Below are 19,522 nucleotides of genomic sequence, written 5' to 3'. Positions count from 1 at the left end.
CTATTAAGTATAATAATTCAAGTGTTATACAAAGATTTTTTTATTTTTTTTAGACGAGATAAACCTATACTATAATTAAATTAGGCTAAATGTGCATACATTCCATTAATTAGATTAGAATTAGAGAATATACAGTTTATCATTATAATTATACATATATGTAACCTTTTTAAGAAAGCATGCGACTAATTCAGTAAGAAGTTCAAATCGAGGAGGTTTTGTATGCAGTTCAATAAATTATTTATAATCATGAGTCTTACCTTATTATCTACTTTACTTTTTGCATGTAGTAGTCAAGAAAGTAATGAATTAGTTAGTGAAAGTGGCGATACAGATACTGCTGAATCTAGTATCGAGAGGCAAGAATTGACTACAGAAGATAGTAGTAATGTAGAGGATATCGAATCTGAGGTTCAAGAAGAAGCTCAAGTTAATGAAGATATTCCAGAAGAAACAGGATCTAACAGGAAAATTATTTATAACGCGAACTTGGATATAGAAGTAAATAATTACCAGAACGCCGTTAATCAAATTGAACAAGAAATCACTGCTAAGAATGGTTATATCGTCAGCTCTGATTCCTATCAAGTCGAAGATGATTTACAAGAAGGAACTATTACCGCTCGCATTCCGCAAGAACAATTCGAGTCCTTCATAGCTGTCGTGGAACAAGGAGATATGAAGGTAACACAAAAGAGTATTTCTGGTGAAGACGTAACCGAGCAATATGTAGACCTTGAATCTCGATTAAAATCGAAAGAAGTTGTCGAAGAAAGATTATTAGAATTTATGGAGCAAGCTGAAAAAACAGAGGATTTACTTAATATTTCAAATGATCTTGCAAGTGTACAAGAAGAAATAGAGCAAATCACAGGACAATTAAATTACCTTGAAAACAAATCCGATTTAGCTACGGTCACTCTTTTTATACGTGAAAATCGTTTAGACCTAGTTCGCGATGAAGATCTGAACACATGGGAGAGAACGAAAGAACAACTTATGAAAAGTATTAATTTTTTATTATCTGCTGGCTCAGGTTTGGTTGTATTTTTAATAGGTAATTTACCTATCCTTCTTCTTATTACGATTATTGGTGGGGTTGGGTATTATCTTTGGAAGCGTCAGAAGCGAAACAAAAAGGAATAAGCAAGTTAACATAATTGTCCCACTCTGATAAACTACTAATGAGTGGGACGTTTTTTTCGGTCAACTTTCGCAGAGTAAAACTTTCTTACCCGCTAGGTCAGCAAATGGGCTCCCTTTCCGTGGGCACAGTCTCAGCTAACTCGGATAAGCAAAATTCGCTTTCCGAGTGGATCTTCAACTTGTGCTGTTCCCACAGGAGTGTCACCCATTTGCTTCCTCCGCTGGTTAGCGCATCTTTTTTTATGCAGGTAATAATTTTACTGTTTCTAACTCGAATTTTAATTACAATCATTAAAGCATCTTACACTCTTCTTATATTGCAGTGTTAGTATTAAACATCAATTTTTTAGAGAGCAAGCTTTTTTAAAGACCGTAAAGCAACATAACAGTTATATTCCAAACTTAGCACAGTCAACGATTAGTACTTATTTTTTTGGTGAGAAAGTTATATTATTTATTTGAAAACTAATTCAGGTAAAAGGAGTGAATTAAAATGATTACTACTATAAAATCACCGTTTATTCCACTATTACTAAAACAAAAAATTATGGAAGATGATAAAGAAGTCGGTTTCTTGAAAGCTACTAAATTAGTTCATCAATTTAAAAGTCATCAATCTTATCAGATAAATTATAAAGGACATATAATAAAGGTTATTGAAAACAAAAAAAAGAACGGCGCAAGAAACTGGCGTCTATTACTATGTATTAAAGGTAGAGAATGTGAAAAGGCGATTTAACAATGCTATCCGGTATAAAAGAAACTTTCTCTAAAGGTTATACAGCGTTCAAACTCAGATATGAAGAAGAAGTATTTTACATAAAGAAACCATATATGCATAAAGGAAATTACTGTGAGATTAAAGATAGCAAAGAAAACATTGTTGCAACACATATGAAACAAAATTTATTTAGCTTAAAAAGAAATATTCAGCTGGAAGACCATTATTCAGAATTACAAAACGGCATTTATATTTTAACTTTGTCTGTCATTATTTTTGTAGCTTAAATGCTTCAAAGCGTTCACATATTGCAACATTCAAACCAAACATGGTAACATAAAAAAAATCATACTAACTAATTATAAGCGAGGATAATCCAATGGAGTTAACACAAAATATATTTATAGGTATCGGTATTGTTTTAGTAACATCTTGGCTTCTTTTAATCTTCATGAAAAAGCAATTTAAACAGTTTTCTTGGTGGCATATTGGGATTCTATTATTTATTAATTATGTAACGACTGTTATCTTCATCCAAGTAAAAATAGTAGCGTTTATTATCGGCTTACTTCTTACTTTCTCAATAATTGTTTGGAAGAGAATTAATCGCTACCAGCCAGAGTATTGGTTTGAACAAGATGGCAAATAGCATTCACCATTCTCACATGGAGTATGTTGTACAATTCCAGTGTGTTAAACCCGTTCTTCTTTTCCCCTCCCAGCCTTGATCCTTCAATTCTTTGGCTATCAATCTATTAAAAAAACCATGACCTATCAACACAACAGAATCATGTTTTGTAGCATATTCGATTAACTTCTGTGTTGCCTTTTCCGCTCGCACATTAGCATCCTTTAATGATTCGCATTCTTTTGAATATCCACTAAACCAGAGCACTCTTAAAAGAATAGCCCATATTGTGGGATTTAATTTAATTTTTGATAATAGAGGTGGACAGGCTGGTAATTCGGTTTCCCGAAATAAGGAATAAGAGATATTCTCGTTTGTTTTGGTTAACAATGCAGCTGAATCTATTGATCTCTTTAAATCACTAGTTATCACTATATTGGCCATATTCACTTTTTCCAACGTGATTGAGGGATAAGATTCTTTTTCAAAAACGCCATTAGAATCATATTTCCTCATCCAGTCCTTAAATTCAAAACACGTTAATTTATGTCTCTCGGTATGTTGTGATTTACCATGTCTAATTATTGAGATTTCCATGCCAGCCTCCTTCCATAACCGATACGCTTTGTCTTTTTAGGTATCACTACATTAATCTTTTAAAAAAGATCAAATCAACACGTGATTTGATCTACTTCTTTATTTAAATTATTCCCAAACAGCATTTCTTAATTTGTTATTTCGCTCGTGTCTTTGTATCCCAAGGGTAATTAGTCTGTCTATTAAATCCGGATACGTAATACCACTAATATCCCATAATCTTGGATACATACTTATTTTTGTAAAACCCGGTAATGTGTTTACTTCATTAACAACTAAATTACCGTCTTCTTGCATAAAGAAATCAACACGCGCCATCCCTTCACACTCAAGCGTTTTAAAAACTTCAATAGCCGCTTCTTGCACGCGCTTCGTTTGTACTGCAGTCAAATCAGCTGGTGCTGCTAATTCTGCTCCTGTTTCATCAATATATTTTGACTCATAAGAGTAAAAATCAGTATTCGGTAAGATTTCACCAGGGAAAGATGCGATTGGCTCTTCATTTCCAAGTACAGCACATTCAATTTCACGACCAATAATTGCTTCTTCAACCAAAACTTTATTGTCATATAAAAAGGCTTCTTTCATTCCATTATAAAACTCTTCTTCATTACGCACTTTACTAACACCAACAGAAGAACCTTGATTTGCAGGTTTTATAAATAGGGGCAATCCTAATTCCGCCTGTACTTTTCCGAAATTAATGTCTTGTTGTTGATGACTTCTGAAAGTTAAGCCTTTCGCAACGGAAATTCCTGAACCTTTTAGTAAGCGTTTAGCAATATCCTTATCCATGCTAACAGCTGAACCTAACAAGTCTGTTCCTACAAACGGAAGATTTGCTATCCGAAGCATCCCCTGCAAACTTCCGTCTTCACCAAGTGTTCCATGTACGATAGGGAAAACGACATCAACCTGGTCTAAACCACTTGAATTTGATACGTTAACAAGCTGGTTCTGCGCTTCTCCTGGAATAACTGCTACTTGTTGATTACTTTTATTTAATTGAATTAATTTTGGATTCTCTTCATTAATTAAATAAGAAGATGGGTTGTTTATATGCCATTTCCCTTGCTTATCTATACCAAGTAATACGATATCATACTTCGTTTTATCAATTGCATCTACAATGTTTTTCGCTGATTGTAGTGACACCTCGTGTTCAGCTGACTTCCCACCAAATACTATTCCAACCTTTACTTTTGCCATAACCATGCTCCTTCATTATCGAAAACTAACTTCTTAATAAACCATATACCTAAGATACCATATTGAAGCTTGTTTTGAGAAAAATTTTTTTCTTAAATGCGCTCTTTTTTATTGGAAATCCTAAACGTATAACGCCATTCTGGTTTAAAATAATCAAGTCCTACTAACAGCCAATCCCTATATCTTTCGCTTTAGAATCTGTTCAGACAGAAACATTGAGCCTACATATAGTAAGGCTGTAATGACAAAAAATAATAAAGGTGATAACGGTAAGATGCTGTAAAAATACTTCATTGTCACTTGCCCTATTTGTTCTTCACGGGCAAATTCAAACTGTTGACTTGCTAATTGATCCATTTTGTAAATACCAAATGTACAGCCAATTCCAAAGATAACCTGCATTGCATTTATCATAAACTTTGATGAAAACAGATATAAAACTGGCATAATAATTGTAAACATTAGTAGAACTAAACTGAAAATTGTATAGATATCTACCCATTTATAATCATAAGTAGAAATAAATATATTTGTCTGTGAAGATTTATATTGTCCACTATTAACAAGAAAATAAAGTGACAAGAAAATCACTACTTCTAAAACTACGTATATATACCGGCTTCTAACTAAAAATGAATGATTAATAGGTAGGCTTTTCATGAATATATTAACCTTATTATGATTTTCATCAATGAATAGTTGGGTTATTAAAAACATGACTACCAAAAAGAGCAAGAATGTGAACGGTACAATAATTAATAAAAAGCCAAACACAAAGAAATATTTCACACTAAGCCAAAAATCCTTCTTCCACAATGACATGAGTCTACTCAAAACTAACATGTTAACGCAACCTTCTTTCCACTAATCGACTAGATAATTGAATCGATAAATAATAGCTAACAACAGCAGCCACTGCGATGATCGGAACTGGTTGAAATGGAATTATATCTTGAATAAATGGCGTTAACAGGATGGTTTGATTATCAAAGTGGATGCTCTCTCGTCCTTGAAATACCACACTAAATACGGTTGAAGAGAAAATGAATAACGAGAAGAATTGAATCGTTAAAGCAAGATAAAGCGACTTAAACAAATAAAATAATGGTACGAGTACCGCAGTCATTACTAAGAAAACAGATAGTATAATAATGAGATCTTCTAATTGATAATGATAAGGACTACTCATATTCAGGGTGAAATCAAATATAAGTGCTATTACCCATTGAAAGACCAATAAAAAAATTGCTAACAATAATATGAACAGGTAACGACCTTTAACAATAGCTAACGAAGTAATTGGTAAACTTCTGTTAAAAACCTCTATCTTTGTTTTACTATCAGAATAAAACAAACTAATTATTATTGAACCGATTAAAAGAAAATAAGTGAACTCCATTATGAAACCCATACCTAATACCGGCAAAACTAACATTCCAACTAAAACTGATCTATCAATATAATAATCTTTCATTACTAATGAAAACATAATCTCACCTCTCCAAATTATTACCTTTTCCCTCTTGTCATCAGATACATAATATCTTCTAAGGAAGCTTTTTCGATTATCGTCTCACTTGTTTCAAACTCTCTAGGATCACCTTGCAATAAACCGATAAAACCTTGTGGTGTTTCTTCTAGTCCAAAAAAATCTTTACGAATATCATCATCTAACATTTTAATCTCGCCTTTAATAAGATGAAATTCCTCTTCAATTTCTATCATGCTTTTTTCAAATATGATTACACCATCATCAATAAAAATAATATGGTCAGCAATTCGATCTAGATCCGTTGTAATATGGGTTGAGAAAAAAATAGTTCTTTTTTCATCAGTCATTAATTCTTGTAAGATATCCATCAATTCTCTCCGAAAAATGGGGTCTAGTCCTGCGGTTGGTTCATCCATAATTAATAAATCTGGATCATGTGCCAATGCAAATAAGAGCGATGTTTTCATTTTCATTCCTTTTGAAAAATGCTTCAATTTTTTCTTCAATGGTAATTCAAAATCCGAGAGATATCCTGAGAATAAACGCTCACTCCATGTGTCATATAACGGTGCAATAAAAGAGCGCATGTGATTAATCGTAAAATTTTCATACATATACAATTCATCGTAAACAAATCCTATTCTTTGCTTTGTGTTTGGATCGGTATTTGGGGCCCCAAATAAACTAATTTCTCCTTGGTTAGCTTTGATAATATCCATAATCAGCTGAATCGTTGTTGTTTTCCCACTACCGTTTCGACCAATAAATCCAGTTACATAACCCTTTGGTATTTTAAAGGTAAGATCTCTAACTGAAAACTCATCGATTCTTTTTGTTACACCGTTTAATTCAATTGGTTCCATTTAGCTTCCACTCCCTTTTTAACAAAATCATTCAAAGAATAACGTGACACGTTCGATTATTGCTTCTTTTGTTAAACCTAATTGTTTTGCTTCTTCTACCACTTTTTCTAAATCATTTTCTATTTCTCTGATCTTCCATTCCTTTAATACATGTGATTGTTGACCAGATACAAATGTTCCTTTACCAACTGACGAGATAAGAAATCCTTCTTTTTCTAAATCTTCATAAGCACGTTTAGTCGTAATAACACTAACCTGTAACTGCTTTGCCAAAATACGCATCGACGGCAATGCATCACCCTCTTTAAGTAACTCTTGATAGATTTGATTTCGAATCTGCTCCTTTATTTGTTGAAATAAAGGTTCCTTACTTGTATTAGAAAGAACAATATTCATCCGTATCGCCTCAAATTGTTATTATTGTATATACTATATACTTACAATATATACAATTGATCAAAAACTGTCAACTAAATTTTCACAAAAAAAGAACACCTAATTAAAGGTGTCCTTCTTGTTATTATTCGGCTGTCATCCATTCAGGTTTCCCAAATCCTTGAAACTCTTCGTCGATAATAGCTTCAAATTCATCGGATTCAATTACTTCTTTAATATCTTGAACATATTGCGCATCTAAATCTTCTGTATTTACAACAACACGATTTCGGTAATCATCAGGCATATCCTCTAACGCTAAAGCGTCTAATAAATCCATATCAGCAGCTAATGCATAGTTACCAGGAACAGCTGACAAATCTTCACTTTCTACTAGACGTGGTAATTGAGCTGCCTCTACTTCAACAAAATCTAAATTCTTTGGATTTTCAATAATATCATTTACAGAAGCACTTAATGGATCAACTTCCTCACTGATTGTAATGACACCTTCATCTTGTAGCATTACTAACGTTCTTGCCAAGTTTGTGGGATCATTAGCAATAGCAATCGAACTGCCATCTTCAATTGCATCAATACTATCAAATGTTTCTGAATATAACCCCATTGGTGCTGTTGGAACAATAATAACCTCAGATAAGTCTAAATCATTTTCTTCAGCAAAAGCTTCCATATAAATCTTATGTTGGAACAAGTTTGCATCTAACTCGCCATTAGCTAATACTTTGTTTGGTTGAACATAATCCGTAAATTCTTGGTTTGTTACTTCGTAGCCCTTTTCTTCTAAAAGTGGAGCAATTGCTGTTGTCACCATATCACTATATGGCCCTACTGTTGCACCAAAATCAATTGTTTTCTTTTCTCCATCCGCACTATTTGACTCCTCTTCTGAACCACATGCTGCTAAAATTAAAATAAACAATACTGATATAAGCGCTACTATCTTTTTCATTGTTTTCTCCCCCTGTAAAATTAGTTTATATTTTTTCTCAGCGTTTATTTACTGCTTTTGCAATAAAGTCGCCAAGGTACTGCATAACTTGTACTAAAACGATTAAGACAACAACTGTCGTGAACATTACCGTATTATCATAACGATAATAACCGTAACGAATAGCTAAATCACCGATACCACCGCCACCGATCGTACCTGCCATTGCGGAATAACCAACCAGACTAATAGCCGTAATCGTTAAACCACTAACTAAACCCGATTTAACTTCTGGTAATATAATATCTTTAATAATTAACCAAGGTGAAGCACCTACTGCAATAGCAGCTTCGATCACCCCTTTATCAATATCACGTGCTGCAGATTCGACAATTCTCGCATAAAACGGAATGGCGGCCACGGATAACGCGACAGAAGCTGCAAATGGACCTGTTGTTTTTCCAAGTAACCAATCGGTAAACGGAAATAGAAATACGAGTAAAATAATAAACGGTATTGATCGAATTAAGTTAATGACAATACCTAAAACTATTTTAATAACGCGGTTTTCTAAAAAGAGCCCTTGATCTGTTACAAATAATAAAATACCAATAGGTAATCCTAATATGATAGCGACTAACAATCCTATACCAACCATTGTTAGTGTTTCAAGAAAAGCTACATTTAATTCAGGTAATATTTCAATAATCCTATCGAGCATGTTGGATCACCTCCACCTGTTTTAAGCGTTGTTCCAAATAAGTAATTGCTTCTTTAACCTCTGCAGCATCCCCAAGCAGTTCCATAATGAATATTCCTAAAGGTGTTTCATTAATATATTCGACCTTTCCATGAAGAATATTACCACTAACTTTAAAGCGTTGTAACATATCGGAAACAACGGGATCGCTAGCTAAGTCTCCCCTAAATTGAAGCTGTAATATTGTACCTTGACACGTTGCAAGGAGCTTTTGAGGCAACTCAAAATTTAATACGGTATCAATAAATTGTTTTGTTAATGCTTCCTTAGGATTAGAGAAAATTTCATATGAGGAGCCGCGTTCTATCATTCTACCATCTTGCATAACCGCACATTTATGACATATCTCCTTGACAACCTCCATCTCATGTGTGATCAACACAATTGTAATACCAAATTCTTTATTAATCTTCTTCAACAATGCAAGAATCGATTTCGTGGTACTAGGGTCTAAAGCAGAAGTTGCCTCGTCACATAGCAATACCTTTGGATTATTCGCTAAAGCTCTCGCAATACTTACACGTTGTTTTTGACCACCACTTAATTGTGCAGGATATTGATTTGCTTTATCCGCTAAACCAACAAGATCCAATAATTCTAATACTCTTGTTTTACGTTTCGCTTTTTGTATTCCAGCTGCTTTTAAAGCAAACGCAACATTTTCAAAAACTGTCTTTGCTGAAGCGAGATAAAAACCTTGAAAAATCATACCAATCGATTGCCTAGCTCGCCGTAATTCATAAGACGATAATTGCAATAAATCAACATCATCAATAATTATTTTTCCTGCGGAAGGACGTTCCAAAATATTAATACAACGCAACAAGGTACTTTTTCCAGCACCACTATACCCAACAATGCCGTATATTTCGCCTTTTTCAACGTGCATCGAAACATCGTCTACACCAATAACACTATTCTTTTTCGACTTAAATACTTTACTAACATGCTCTATCGTAATCATCTTTCTCACCTCTCTTTATCTAACGTTTATGCAGCTTCTTACCAGGATCTAAAAAAACTCCCTTTCGTTTTCGCGAAAGAGAGTTGAATTGATTGTGTAAACGTCAACCCTTATCTTTCAGAACGAAAAACATTCTGCAGGAAGTAGCACCACTCCTATTGGAAGGTTGCTGTGACATCAACGGGCCTGATCCCTCTGTCACTCTGGATAAGATATAATGCATATTATTATTAAGTTAGCTTATATATTAATAGTCGATTGATGATTTGTCAACCGGTAATTACCCGGGTTATATATCGTGATTTTGAAACACTTCTAACTTACCAATTCTTTCCGCGGCTTCTTTTAAACGATCAGGTTCCGCTAACAAACCAATTCTAACGTAGCCTTCACCCATTTCACCAAAACCGTTACCTGGGGCAACTGCTACATGCGCTTTTTCTAATAAAAGATCAGCAAATTCCTCAGATGTAAAACCTCTTGGTACAGCTAACCAAACAAAAAAAGATCCTTTTGGCGCCTTTACATGCCAGCCTATTTCATTTAATTTTTCAATTATTACATTCCGACGTTCTTCATATATACTGACTAATTTTTCTACTTCTGATTGATCAGCCAACAATGCCTTTGTTGCTGCTTGTTGCACAGCCCCAAACAAACTCATAAACATGTGGTCTTGAATCAAATTTAAACTTTCGATAACAGAAGGGTTGCCAACTGCAAATCCAGCACGCCAACCAGCCATATTATATGTTTTAGAAAGTGTATACATTTCTATCCCAACATCCTTCGCGCCTTCTGACTGCAGGAAACTTTGCGGTTTTTCCCCATCAAAGCCTATTGCACCATAAGCAAAGTCGTGCAAGACACAAATGTCATGTTTCTTGGCAACCGCAATTGTTTCATCAAAAAATTCTTCTGATGCTGTTGCTGCCGTAGGATTATTTGGATAGTTCAAGAACATTAATTTAGCTTGATCTAATTGATCTTGATTTAATGCTTCATAATCAGGCAGAAAGTTATTTTCTTCTTGCAATGGCATAAATACAGGCTTGGCATTGGCCAAAGCTATGCCGGACATGTAGTCTGGATAACCAGGATCGGGCATTAAAGCAATATCTCCTGGATTTAATAGGCATTGACTTATTTCTACTAAACCTGCTTTTGTTCCAAAGAGAATCGCAACTTCTGTTGATGGATCAATATCAACATCAAACTCTCTTTTATAAAAGCTTGCGATAGCCTCTTTAAAAAATTCTTGCCCTCGAAATGGCGAATATTTATGATACTGCGAATTATCTACTGCGACTTTTAATTCTTCTACTATATGTTGAGGGGTAGGTAGATCTGGATTACCCTGTCCCAAATTTATCACATCATAACCTTGATTCACCATATGTTGCACTTTTTGCACTAAACCTGCAAAAAATTGTTTTGGTAATCGTTTCAGCGTTTCCGATTGTTCGAAGTGTTGCATACAAATTCACTCTCCCATAATTAAACCATCAAATATTAATTTCTAATCTTAGCTATTATTTGTCTTTTTGTAAAGCACTAACTTATAATTGAATTGACAGCATAATTGCTCGGTGGGATAATACAGCTGTTAAAATCCCTACTCATAACTAGGAGTGAATAATTCAAATGACATTATCAATTGCTTTATTTCAAATAGATATAATTTTTGGTGATCCAGAAGCAAATCAAAAAAATGTTAGAAACTTTTTCAAGGAAATAGACGAAAAAAAAGTTGACGTTATTGTGCTTCCAGAACTATGGACCACTGGTTACGATCTTACAAGATTGGATGAAATTGCTGATCCTAACGCAGAGGGGTCGATCGCATTTTTATCTGAATTAGCTCAAAAATACCAGGTGAATATAGTTGGAGGATCGGTTGCAAAACAGACCGACAAAGGCGTGACAAACAATATGCTTATTATCAATAGAGATGGTAAATTATTAAAGGAGTATGAAAAGGCACACCTTTTTCGTTTAATGAATGAAGAAAAGCATCTAATTGAAGGAAAAACAAACGGTTCATTCGAGCTGGAGAACGAATCAAGTGCTGGCGTTATTTGCTATGATATTCGTTTCCCTGAATGGATTCGCACACATATGCTTAATGGTGCTAAAATGCTTTTTGTTGTAGCAGAATGGCCTTTAGCACGGATCGATCACTGGAAGGCATTATTGATGAGTCGCGCAATTGAAAATCAATGCTTTGTAATAGCTTGTAATCGTGTTGGTTTAGATCCTAATAATCAATTCGGAGGGCATTCGATGATTATCGGACCGTGGGGAGAAATGATTATGGACGCAGGAGAAGTTGAAGGTATCTATTATGGAGAAATTAATTTAAAAGATGTAGATAAAGTTCGTGATACGATTCCTGTTTTTTCTGATCGCAGACCAGATATGTATCGATTATAACTATATAACAGAAAAATGAGAGGGAAGAATGTAGTTGCATTCTTCCCTCTCATTTATTACTATACTAGACAATCAGTTGTTTTGGTTTACGAACTAGACACATAATTCCTGCAATCAGATAGAAAGCTCCCGCAATAACACCTGTACCTAACGAAATAACCGCTACAAGAACTGCTGTTACAATAAACATAATCCCAGCTACTTTAGGTTTTTTATTCCCTCTTAATAAAACCATTGCAACGACACCAACTGCTATCGCTAGAATTGAACCGATCAATAGTATGATACCCGTTGTACCAAATGAATCAAGAAAGACTTGATAATCAGGCAATTCTAATTCAGGACTTTGTGACATCATATCGTCGTAAAATCCCCTTGCTACATCCTCATTACTTTGTAACCAAACAATAATCCCACCAATTACAGCAAGAAAACCATATGCTAACGCTCCAATAATTCCTAGTACTACTTCTGCTGTACGCTTCATCTAAAACATTCCCCTCTTTTTTCTTTATTTTAATGCCCTGCAACATCCCGTTTTGTAAAAGAAAACCAAGATGCAACTAAAAAAATAACATAATAAACTAATAAAATAGTAATAGAAAATGATAGACTCATTCCTTCTAGCATTTGAGTAGCACCCTCACGATATTGACTTAAGTCTGTATTTGCAAATAATATATATTTTGCAAAGCCATAGTCCGACGCAAAAGCAACAATCAAATTACCTGATAACATTAGAAATATCGCAAATCCAATTGCCATACTAGCATTGCGAAAGATTGTTGAGACCATGAGAGCAAATGTCGTCATCATTACTAAATTAACCATTTTATAACCAAAACCTTGCACAACTCCAGACATTAAATTCACTTCATTATAGCCACCATACTCATAAACGACCGTTGAAGGATTAACACCATTCATACCGAACAAAATTGCGCCCACTATCCACGAAAAGACAACTAAAAAAACAAGTAGTGTTAAAGCATAGAATAACACAGTAACATATTTAGCAGCCAGTATTTTCAAACGTGTAACAGGCCTTATTAACAGTAACTTAATCGTACCCCATTGAAATTCATTTGCTAATATACCTGCAGCAACGATAATAGTAAACAAACTAAGCAACATCGATAACTCAATGTTTTCATAAACAAATTGCATCGCACTATACTCAACAGGTGCAATATCATTCTCTAAATGATACATATTTTTATCAACATCTATGTAGACCGCTGATTCAGCATACTCTTCAGTCTCTGTTGTAGCAATTTCTTCTTGCATTTCCGCACGCCAATCATCACTATATTCTCTCGTTACATTATCATCCATGAAACGGGTAAGAAGTCCTCCTGCCAAAACAATGATAGCCAATAAACCAATCATAATCCATGTTGCCTTTTTTGCATATAGTTTCATATTTTCATTTCTTATTAGTTGTATAAAATTAACCAATTGTATTCTCTCCTATCAAAGCCATAAATTTATCCTCTAGATTTGTTTTATGCGCTTGAACGTAATAAATATTAATTCCTTCTGTCGCTAACTCTTTAACAATATCAGGTATAGATTTCCTATCAATAGATAAAATCAATGTCTCCTTATCTCTATTCACTTCTATTTCAAATCTACGTTCTATAAGTTCTTTAGCTTCTATTAAAGGTTCAGCCACAATATGAACTACTTGAACATCTTCATGATTACCTTCTTCATTAACGTTATTTATTGCAATTAACTCGCCATTTTTTATAATGCCAATCCGATCACACATCATTTCCATCTCAGCTAACATGTGGCTTGACACGATTACAGCTACGTTTTCTTCGGCTGCTAATTTGCGAATATAATGTCTAATTTCTTTAATACCTGACGGATCCAATCCGTTAGTTGGCTCATCTAATATTAAAATAGATGGTCGATGCAATAGAGCTTGCGCAATTCCTAAGCGTTGTCGCATTCCTAGAGAATAGCGACCAACCTTCTCTTTAATTGCATGTTCTAAACCGACAAGTTGGATAACTTCCATTATTCTATCTTCTGTCACACCAGGTACCATTCGTGCATAATGCACTAGATTCTTCCATCCACTCATAAATGGATACATCTCTGGATTTTCAACAATTGCACCCACTTCTTTAATTGCGTTTTTAAATTCAGATTTAATGCTCTTTCCCTGAATTAATACTTCACCGGAAGTTATTTTCATTAAACCGACCATCATTCTGATCGTTGTAGTCTTACCAGCACCATTTGGTCCCAAAAACCCAAAAACTTCACCTGGATAAATCGAAAAGTTCAAATTCTTAATAATTTGTTTCTTTCCTATCGTTTTTCTTAATTCAATTAATTGCATTGCTGGCTCTGTCATTTATATCCTCATCCCTTCTAAAAACAGTACTTAACAACTAATACGGTAAAAACATCCATTTCGTTTCACATTGCATTAAATATTTTTAAAAGTCGTTCTTAAGACCTATGAAATCCTTTGAAATCGTTTACTTCAAAATTTTCAAAAAATTTGCTAAAAACACTTGATATTTTCTTTGTAAGACATTATGATAATAAACATAACTTAATATGTTAAATAACCTTACACAATATTGAAAGGAGGATTTTAAATGAAAAAAATTGAAGCGATCATTCGTCCAGAAAAGTTTCAAGAACTACGCGACAAATTATCAGAGATTGGTATTGGGGGCTTAACCGTTACGGAAGCAGCAGGTACTGGTAAGCAAAAGGGACAAACAGGGGTTTTTCGCGGCACAACATTTCAGATACAATTACTCCCTAAAATTAAATTAGAATTGGTTGTTCCAGCAACACAGTTAGATGAAATAGTTGATCTAATTATTGCTACATGTAGTACTGGGAATATAGGTGATGGTAAAATATTTGTCTATCCAGTAGAAGACTCTATTCGTATTCGAACTGGCGAACGCGGTAAAGAAGCAGTTCTATAAAAAAGAGGAGGATTTTATATGCTTAAGAAAAGTGCACTTTTATTTTTTCTAGTTTTACTTATCGCATCACCTGCATACGCAGCGCCAACAACAGAGTCTTTACAACTATCTGTTGACCTTGTTTGGGTGATGTTAGCAGCAATCTTGGTATTCTTTATGCATGCTGGATTTGCAATGGTAGAGTCAGGATTTACAAGATCTAAAAACTCTCTAAATATCATCATGAAAAACTTCTTAACAATTAGTATCGCAGCTATTCTATTCTTCTTAGTAGGTTATGGAATTATGTTCGGTACTTCTCTTGGAACATTTATTGGTTCAGATGGCTTTTTACTTAGTGGCGTTGACGACATTGGATTCTTTGTTTTCCAAGCAATGTTTGTAGCAACTTGTGCGACAATTATATCTGGTGCAGTTGCAGAACGCATGAAACTTGGCAGCTACATTTGGATTGTTATTGCAATGACAGCATTTGTTTATCCTGTTGTAGGTCATTGGATTTGGCAAGGCGATGGTTGGTTAACAGCATTAGGATTTAGTGATTTCGCTGGATCTACTGTTGTTCACTTAACAGGTGCAGTTGGTGCATTAACAGTTGTTTTATTCCTTGGTGCTCGTAAAGGGAAATATGTTGGTAAGAAGATCAACGTTATTCCTGGTCACAATATTCCAATGGGTGCATTAGGTGTGTTTATTCTATGGTTAGGTTGGTTTGGTTTCAATGGTGGTAGTACATTAGCAGCTGACCCTAGTTTAGTTCCAATGGTTATTGGTACTACTTTACTATCAACATCTGCTGCGTTAGTAGCATCTGCAGCATATTCTAAATTACGTTTCAATCGTGTTGATGCATCACTTTCACTTAATGGTGTATTAGCAGGTCTAGTTGGTATTACTGCTGGTTGTGCTGAAATTTCATTAGGTGGTTCTATCATCGTTGGTTTAATCTCTGGCGTAATTTTAGTTGAAGCTATTACATTCCTTGATACAAAACTTAGAATTGATGATCCAGTTGGTGCCATTTCTGTACACGGAATTTGTGGTATCTGGGGTACATTAGCTATCGGATTCTTCTCTACAAATACTGGTTTATTCTATGGCAATGGTATCTCGCAATTAGGTATTCAAGCTGTTGGGGTTGTCGCAGTAATTGCTTGGACAATGGTAGTAGTTGGTCTATTCACTTTCATCCTTACTCGTTTCTCTTCTATTCGTGTATCAGAAGAAGAAGAAATCTCTGGTCTGGATTTCGCAGAGCACGGATCTAGTGCATATGCATTCAAAGACACATTATTAACTTCTGAACCTTCTCCATTACATGGTGAATTTGGTTTAGCAGATCGTTTGAATAGCTTACCTGAAAGTCAAAAAACATCTTAAATTTAAAAGGACGATTGCATAACTTATGCAATCGTCTTTTTTTAAATTCATCTTCTAACCTTCTGGTAATCCATACTTTCTTAAAGCGGCATGATACGTTGAGCCGATTCCTCGATCAAATGATAACGCATATGTAATACCCGCATGAACATAATCCTTTGCTAATCTGATTGCTTCTTCTACCACTTTCCCTTTAGCTAACTCCGCTGCAATAGCAGATGAATAACTACATCCCGCTCCACTTGTATGAATAGTATTTATTCTAGGCTGACTATACGAAGTAAAACTTCTTCCATCAAATAAAACATCGACGGCTTCACCATCCAATGCGCCACCCTTAATCAAAACATATCTTGATCCTAACTGATGTAATCTTTCTGCAGCGTCTTTCATTTTCGCTACAGTTTTAATTGGTTCTACTTCTAACAACTTTGCCGCTTCATGTAAATTAGGGGTAATAATTTTGGCAATTGGAATTAGTTTTTCTCTTACTGCAACTATCGCATCCTCATGTAATAACTGTGATCCCATTTTACCAATCATAACTGGATCAACCACAATATTATCAGTAGGCGCTTCTTCAAGTAATAATGCAACACGTTCAATAATTTCCTTCGAGAAAAGCATACCTGATTTTATAGCGTCCACCCCAACATGTTCTATAGCAGCATGATATTGCGCTTCTATCTCTTCGATTGAATGAATAAATATTCCATTATTCGTCTTAGAATTATTAGCAACAATTGCAGTGATCGCAGCCATTCCATACACATCTCGTTCTTGAAACGTTTTTAGATCAGCCTGAATACCAGCACTTCCTTGTGCTGCGGAACCAGCAATTGATAAAACACGTTTTATTGTCACAATAGATCACTCCAAACCTTTCACTATGTTAATACTCACCAAATAACGGAAACAAAGAACCAACCAATCATTACGAGCTGTATTACTACTTTCGAAATAGCTCCACCCAAAAATCCTAGCAACGAACCAATTGCTGCTCTTAAGGCCTCTTCCGTCGACCTTTTCTGAAGCATTTCAACTACAATGACTGCAAAAAACGGAACGATAATAATGCCAAAAGGCGGTACAATAAAGGAACCTACAATAACACCAATTCCCGCTACACGTTCTCCCCATTTACTACCCCCATATTTTTTGACAAAATAACTATTTGCGATTATGTCAGAAACAATCGAAATGATAGTCAATATTATCATTGCCAACCAAAAAAATCCGGATAGATCATTATTTATTAAAAAGTAATATAGTAAAAATCCAATCCATAACACAAGTGGAGATGGAATAATTGGATAAATAATACCGACAAAACTTAATATAAAACTAATAATGATCAGTAACCATATTATCAAATCCAAGTGGCACACCTCTTCCTTATATATTTACAGACAAAAACTCCCCTTCGAATCAGAAGAGGAGTTTTAATTCTTATGATTCAGCTAATTTATCAGCAAAAGCTTTTACATAAGGCGGTAAGTCGGGTGGACGACGACTTGAAATGATATGACCATCAACAACAACAGGTTCATCAAGCCAAATTGCACCACCATTTGTCATGTCATCTTTAATGCCTGGCGTACTTGTCACTTTAACATCCTGTAAGATATGTGCTGAAATAAGCACCCAACCCGCATGACATATTTGTCCAATTGGTTTCTTTGCTTGATCCATTGCTTTCACAAAATCAAGTACTTCTGGATAGCGACGTAATTTATCAGGTGCCCATCCTCCAGGTACAAGAATCGCATCATACGCATCAACATCTATATCCTTAAATGCTTTATCTGACTCGGCAGGAACACCATATTTACCTATATATATCTTATTTGCTTCCTTACCAACTAAATCAACTGTAGCGCCTTCTTCACGTAATCTTAATATCGGATACCATAATTCTAAGTCTTCAAAGTCACTTTCTACTAAGGCGATTACCTTCTTATTTTTTAAACGCATGATTTGCCTCCTTTTTATCTTAAGTCTATTCTATCAAACTTTTAAATTAAATTAGAATACTTCCTCTTATTATTGTTTCCCTAATGAGAAACCTTCAAACAATCTTCCTCCAAATGGCGCTAGAACTTCATCAATTATATTAACAATCTCTGCCTTTGTACCTGTTTGAAAGAAATCCTCAAATGCTTGTGTATACCTATTTGCAAAAGATGGATCATATTTTTTCAAAGCACGGTGGATCCATTTTGACTCACCAATCCATTGATGATTCGTACGCAAATAAAATTCAGGGATGAGTGGCGCTACACTCATCACAATACATATATCTTCTTCTCGTTTTTTACTGCCCAACAAGTCATCCACCATATCCGTTATCGTATACCGTCTTGTTTGAATCGTTTCCATTGACCATGAAGAAGGACCTTTATCAATTAATTCCTGTGCCTCTTCTTTTATTTTATCTATCATTCCTAAATCACGTAATACAAAACCATCGACAACCATACGTGGTAATGAGGATAATCCTTTAGCGGCATCCATTGCAATAAAACTTTTATAAGATGCAAGATTATGAACAAAAACTTCAATCGGCCAATCAAATTTGATTAGTGATTCTCTATAACTATAAGTTAAACTCTGGTCAAAAATAACAATATCTAAATCCGAGGTTTGTGTTGCTTCTCCGCGGACAACACTTCCTGCTAATAATGCCCCATCACAGTTTGGATACTCCATATCAACAAACTTTTTTGCTGCTTCTTTCGCTGGCAATCTTTTCATCAGAACCATCCTTTGTATACTTAGTCCAATCTAAGTATCTTATGCAAATGGCCCACTATTTTTTCCAATGAAAGCAATTGAATTCACAAATTTCTCCGACGCAACTGAATTTCATGACCCGCTACGCAAGCAAATGGGCTCCCTTTCTGCGGGCACAGCCCATAGCCGTCAAGCTAAGCACTACGGTTTAAAGAACTAGAAAAATACGATACCCTAACGGATAAGGAAAATTTATTTGGAGGGAGTTTCGATGCGTTTCAAGAAAGAAATGGAGCCATTTATTCA

Annotated in this window: 24 protein-coding genes and 1 riboswitch; of the genes, 7 read left to right on the top strand and 17 right to left on the bottom strand. The window is 34.8% G+C overall.

The features are described from left to right. The first annotated feature begins 222 nt into the window (after positions 1 to 222). The 4 genes from D2K62_RS15135 to D2K62_RS15120 all read left to right on the top strand — a co-directional run bounded on the left by D2K62_RS15135 (position 223) and on the right by D2K62_RS15120 (position 2,516). Positions 223 to 1,146 carry a DUF4349 domain-containing protein gene (locus tag D2K62_RS15135; protein ID WP_232824231.1) on the top strand — a complete coding sequence of 308 codons (924 nt, stop codon included), beginning with the start codon at positions 223 to 225 and terminating at the stop codon, positions 1,144 to 1,146. Positions 1,147 to 1,639: 493 nt separating this feature from the next. Further along, positions 1,640 to 1,885: a hypothetical protein gene (locus D2K62_RS15130; protein ID WP_112179660.1), complete on the top strand. Its 246-nt coding sequence runs from the start codon at positions 1,640 to 1,642 to the stop codon at positions 1,883 to 1,885. Positions 1,886 to 1,887: 2 nt separating this feature from the next. Beyond that, positions 1,888 to 2,154 carry a hypothetical protein gene (locus D2K62_RS15125; RefSeq protein ID WP_112179657.1) on the top strand — a complete coding sequence of 89 codons (267 nt, stop codon included), beginning with the start codon at positions 1,888 to 1,890 and terminating at the stop codon, positions 2,152 to 2,154. Positions 2,155 to 2,246: 92 nt separating this feature from the next. Continuing rightward, positions 2,247 to 2,516 (top strand): hypothetical protein, encoded by a 270-nt coding sequence (locus D2K62_RS15120; protein ID WP_112179656.1) that lies wholly within the window; start codon positions 2,247 to 2,249, stop codon positions 2,514 to 2,516. Between the two features lie 12 nt (positions 2,517 to 2,528). Here the strand turns inward: D2K62_RS15120 and D2K62_RS15115 are convergent, their stop codons facing one another. From D2K62_RS15115 to D2K62_RS15070, 10 genes are all read right to left on the bottom strand, one after another. Further along, positions 2,529 to 3,092, bottom strand: coding sequence for a phosphoglycerate mutase family protein (locus D2K62_RS15115; protein WP_112179654.1), 564 nt, complete (start codon positions 3,090 to 3,092; stop codon positions 2,529 to 2,531). A 108-nt stretch (positions 3,093 to 3,200) separates the two neighbouring features. Then, entirely contained in the window at positions 3,201 to 4,301 is a 1,101-nt protein-coding gene (gene ddlA / locus D2K62_RS15110) for a D-alanine--D-alanine ligase (protein WP_112179652.1), read from the bottom strand. Positions 4,302 to 4,478: 177 nt separating this feature from the next. Further along, positions 4,479 to 5,144, bottom strand: a complete 666-nt coding sequence (locus tag D2K62_RS15105) for an ABC-2 transporter permease (protein WP_117161678.1) — start codon at positions 5,142 to 5,144, stop codon at positions 4,479 to 4,481. A gap of 1 nt (position 5,145) precedes the next feature. Then, positions 5,146 to 5,790 carry an ABC-2 transporter permease gene (locus tag D2K62_RS15100; RefSeq protein ID WP_117161677.1) on the bottom strand — a complete coding sequence of 215 codons (645 nt, stop codon included), beginning with the start codon at positions 5,788 to 5,790 and terminating at the stop codon, positions 5,146 to 5,148. Positions 5,791 to 5,810: 20 nt separating this feature from the next. Next, a complete protein-coding gene (locus D2K62_RS15095) occupies positions 5,811 to 6,656 on the bottom strand; it encodes an ABC transporter ATP-binding protein (protein WP_117161676.1) in 846 nt (281 codons plus the stop codon). A 27-nt stretch (positions 6,657 to 6,683) separates the two neighbouring features. After that, positions 6,684 to 7,052, bottom strand: a complete 369-nt coding sequence (locus tag D2K62_RS15090; protein ID WP_117161675.1) for a GntR family transcriptional regulator — start codon at positions 7,050 to 7,052, stop codon at positions 6,684 to 6,686. Positions 7,053 to 7,176: 124 nt separating this feature from the next. After that, positions 7,177 to 8,004 (bottom strand): MetQ/NlpA family ABC transporter substrate-binding protein, encoded by an 828-nt coding sequence (locus D2K62_RS15085; RefSeq protein ID WP_112179639.1) that lies wholly within the window; start codon positions 8,002 to 8,004, stop codon positions 7,177 to 7,179. Positions 8,005 to 8,041: 37 nt separating this feature from the next. Further along, complete coding sequence (locus tag D2K62_RS15080) at positions 8,042 to 8,704, bottom strand: methionine ABC transporter permease (protein WP_112179637.1); 663 nt, start codon at positions 8,702 to 8,704, stop codon at positions 8,042 to 8,044. Beyond that, positions 8,694 to 9,707: a methionine ABC transporter ATP-binding protein gene (locus tag D2K62_RS15075; RefSeq protein ID WP_112179635.1), complete on the bottom strand. Its 1,014-nt coding sequence runs from the start codon at positions 9,705 to 9,707 to the stop codon at positions 8,694 to 8,696. The genes D2K62_RS15080 and D2K62_RS15075 overlap by 11 nt, the downstream gene beginning before the upstream one ends. Before the next feature lie 107 nt (positions 9,708 to 9,814). Beyond that, positions 9,815 to 9,921: riboswitch (SAM riboswitch) on the bottom strand. A 75-nt stretch (positions 9,922 to 9,996) separates the two neighbouring features. Next, a complete protein-coding gene (locus D2K62_RS15070; RefSeq protein WP_117149230.1) occupies positions 9,997 to 11,184 on the bottom strand; it encodes a pyridoxal phosphate-dependent aminotransferase in 1,188 nt (395 codons plus the stop codon). A 167-nt stretch (positions 11,185 to 11,351) separates the two neighbouring features. On the opposite strand from D2K62_RS15070, the gene D2K62_RS15065 reads away from it, so the two are divergent. Beyond that, positions 11,352 to 12,140 carry a carbon-nitrogen family hydrolase gene (locus tag D2K62_RS15065; protein ID WP_112179632.1) on the top strand — a complete coding sequence of 263 codons (789 nt, stop codon included), beginning with the start codon at positions 11,352 to 11,354 and terminating at the stop codon, positions 12,138 to 12,140. A gap of 64 nt (positions 12,141 to 12,204) precedes the next feature. Here D2K62_RS15065 and D2K62_RS15060 read toward each other — a convergent pair whose 3' ends face one another. The 3 genes from D2K62_RS15060 to D2K62_RS15050 are packed head-to-tail and all read right to left on the bottom strand — an operon-like array spanning position 12,205 to position 14,511. Beyond that, complete coding sequence (locus D2K62_RS15060) at positions 12,205 to 12,627, bottom strand: DUF4064 domain-containing protein (RefSeq protein WP_117161674.1); 423 nt, start codon at positions 12,625 to 12,627, stop codon at positions 12,205 to 12,207. Between the two features lie 29 nt (positions 12,628 to 12,656). After that, positions 12,657 to 13,598, bottom strand: a complete 942-nt coding sequence (locus D2K62_RS15055; RefSeq protein WP_112179628.1) for an ABC transporter permease — start codon at positions 13,596 to 13,598, stop codon at positions 12,657 to 12,659. Next, positions 13,591 to 14,511, bottom strand: coding sequence for an ABC transporter ATP-binding protein (locus D2K62_RS15050; RefSeq protein ID WP_112179627.1), 921 nt, complete (start codon positions 14,509 to 14,511; stop codon positions 13,591 to 13,593). Before D2K62_RS15050 ends, D2K62_RS15055 begins: the two co-directional genes overlap by 8 nt. 250 nt (positions 14,512 to 14,761) lie before the next feature. Here D2K62_RS15050 and D2K62_RS15045 point away from each other — a divergent pair, with 250 nt between their 5' ends. Beyond that, positions 14,762 to 15,103, top strand: a complete 342-nt coding sequence (locus tag D2K62_RS15045; RefSeq protein ID WP_112179625.1) for a P-II family nitrogen regulator — start codon at positions 14,762 to 14,764, stop codon at positions 15,101 to 15,103. An 18-nt stretch (positions 15,104 to 15,121) separates the two neighbouring features. Then, positions 15,122 to 16,483, top strand: coding sequence for an ammonium transporter (locus D2K62_RS15040; RefSeq protein WP_112179623.1), 1,362 nt, complete (start codon positions 15,122 to 15,124; stop codon positions 16,481 to 16,483). A gap of 54 nt (positions 16,484 to 16,537) precedes the next feature. Here the strand turns inward: D2K62_RS15040 and thiD are convergent, their stop codons facing one another. The 4 genes from thiD to D2K62_RS15020 all read right to left on the bottom strand — a co-directional run bounded on the left by thiD (position 16,538) and on the right by D2K62_RS15020 (position 19,237). After that, positions 16,538 to 17,347 (bottom strand): bifunctional hydroxymethylpyrimidine kinase/phosphomethylpyrimidine kinase, encoded by an 810-nt coding sequence (thiD, locus tag D2K62_RS15035; protein WP_112179621.1) that lies wholly within the window; start codon positions 17,345 to 17,347, stop codon positions 16,538 to 16,540. 35 nt (positions 17,348 to 17,382) lie between these two features. Then, the gene (locus tag D2K62_RS15030) at positions 17,383 to 17,862 is read right to left on the bottom strand and encodes a DUF456 domain-containing protein (RefSeq protein WP_117161673.1); all 480 of its coding nucleotides are present in this window, start codon (positions 17,860 to 17,862) and stop codon (positions 17,383 to 17,385) included. A gap of 70 nt (positions 17,863 to 17,932) precedes the next feature. Next, entirely contained in the window at positions 17,933 to 18,457 is a 525-nt protein-coding gene (locus tag D2K62_RS15025; protein ID WP_112179617.1) for a type 1 glutamine amidotransferase domain-containing protein, read from the bottom strand. Between the two features lie 69 nt (positions 18,458 to 18,526). Continuing rightward, positions 18,527 to 19,237 carry a nucleotidyltransferase domain-containing protein gene (locus D2K62_RS15020; RefSeq protein ID WP_332871750.1) on the bottom strand — a complete coding sequence of 237 codons (711 nt, stop codon included), beginning with the start codon at positions 19,235 to 19,237 and terminating at the stop codon, positions 18,527 to 18,529. Between the last annotated feature and the right edge of the window lie 285 nt (positions 19,238 to 19,522).

Source organism: Paraliobacillus sp. X-1268, assembly GCF_003426095.1.
GTDB classification, from domain to species: Bacteria; Bacillota; Bacilli; order Bacillales; family Amphibacillaceae; genus Paraliobacillus_A; species Paraliobacillus_A zengyii.
This window is presented reverse-complemented; position numbering and strand designations above follow the sequence as displayed.

What these genes read in the sequence shown, in the direction of transcription:
- D2K62_RS15135 (WP_232824231.1), top strand. Translation starts at nt 223, where the DNA reads ATGCAGTTCAATAAATTATTTATAATCATGAGTCTTACCTTATTATCT.
- D2K62_RS15130 (WP_112179660.1), top strand. Translation starts at nt 1,640, where the DNA reads ATGATTACTACTATAAAATCACCGTTTATTCCACTATTACTAAAACAA.
- D2K62_RS15125 (WP_112179657.1), top strand. Translation starts at nt 1,888, where the DNA reads ATGCTATCCGGTATAAAAGAAACTTTCTCTAAAGGTTATACAGCGTTC.
- D2K62_RS15120 (WP_112179656.1), top strand. Translation starts at nt 2,247, where the DNA reads ATGGAGTTAACACAAAATATATTTATAGGTATCGGTATTGTTTTAGTA.
- D2K62_RS15115 (WP_112179654.1), bottom strand. Translation starts at nt 3,092, where the DNA reads ATGGAAATCTCAATAATTAGACATGGTAAATCACAACATACCGAGAGA.
- ddlA (WP_112179652.1), bottom strand. Translation starts at nt 4,301, where the DNA reads ATGGCAAAAGTAAAGGTTGGAATAGTATTTGGTGGGAAGTCAGCTGAA.
- D2K62_RS15105 (WP_117161678.1), bottom strand. Translation starts at nt 5,144, where the DNA reads ATGTTAGTTTTGAGTAGACTCATGTCATTGTGGAAGAAGGATTTTTGG.
- D2K62_RS15100 (WP_117161677.1), bottom strand. Translation starts at nt 5,790, where the DNA reads ATGTTTTCATTAGTAATGAAAGATTATTATATTGATAGATCAGTTTTA.
- D2K62_RS15095 (WP_117161676.1), bottom strand. Translation starts at nt 6,656, where the DNA reads ATGGAACCAATTGAATTAAACGGTGTAACAAAAAGAATCGATGAGTTT.
- D2K62_RS15090 (WP_117161675.1), bottom strand. Translation starts at nt 7,052, where the DNA reads ATGAATATTGTTCTTTCTAATACAAGTAAGGAACCTTTATTTCAACAA.
- D2K62_RS15085 (WP_112179639.1), bottom strand. Translation starts at nt 8,004, where the DNA reads ATGAAAAAGATAGTAGCGCTTATATCAGTATTGTTTATTTTAATTTTA.
- D2K62_RS15080 (WP_112179637.1), bottom strand. Translation starts at nt 8,704, where the DNA reads ATGCTCGATAGGATTATTGAAATATTACCTGAATTAAATGTAGCTTTT.
- D2K62_RS15075 (WP_112179635.1), bottom strand. Translation starts at nt 9,707, where the DNA reads ATGATTACGATAGAGCATGTTAGTAAAGTATTTAAGTCGAAAAAGAAT.
- D2K62_RS15070 (WP_117149230.1), bottom strand. Translation starts at nt 11,184, where the DNA reads ATGCAACACTTCGAACAATCGGAAACGCTGAAACGATTACCAAAACAA.
- D2K62_RS15065 (WP_112179632.1), top strand. Translation starts at nt 11,352, where the DNA reads ATGACATTATCAATTGCTTTATTTCAAATAGATATAATTTTTGGTGAT.
- D2K62_RS15060 (WP_117161674.1), bottom strand. Translation starts at nt 12,627, where the DNA reads ATGAAGCGTACAGCAGAAGTAGTACTAGGAATTATTGGAGCGTTAGCA.
- D2K62_RS15050 (WP_112179627.1), bottom strand. Translation starts at nt 14,511, where the DNA reads ATGACAGAGCCAGCAATGCAATTAATTGAATTAAGAAAAACGATAGGA.
- D2K62_RS15045 (WP_112179625.1), top strand. Translation starts at nt 14,762, where the DNA reads ATGAAAAAAATTGAAGCGATCATTCGTCCAGAAAAGTTTCAAGAACTA.
- D2K62_RS15040 (WP_112179623.1), top strand. Translation starts at nt 15,122, where the DNA reads ATGCTTAAGAAAAGTGCACTTTTATTTTTTCTAGTTTTACTTATCGCA.
- D2K62_RS15025 (WP_112179617.1), bottom strand. Translation starts at nt 18,457, where the DNA reads ATGCGTTTAAAAAATAAGAAGGTAATCGCCTTAGTAGAAAGTGACTTT.
- D2K62_RS15020 (WP_332871750.1), bottom strand. Translation starts at nt 19,237, where the DNA reads ATGAAAAGATTGCCAGCGAAAGAAGCAGCAAAAAAGTTTGTTGATATG.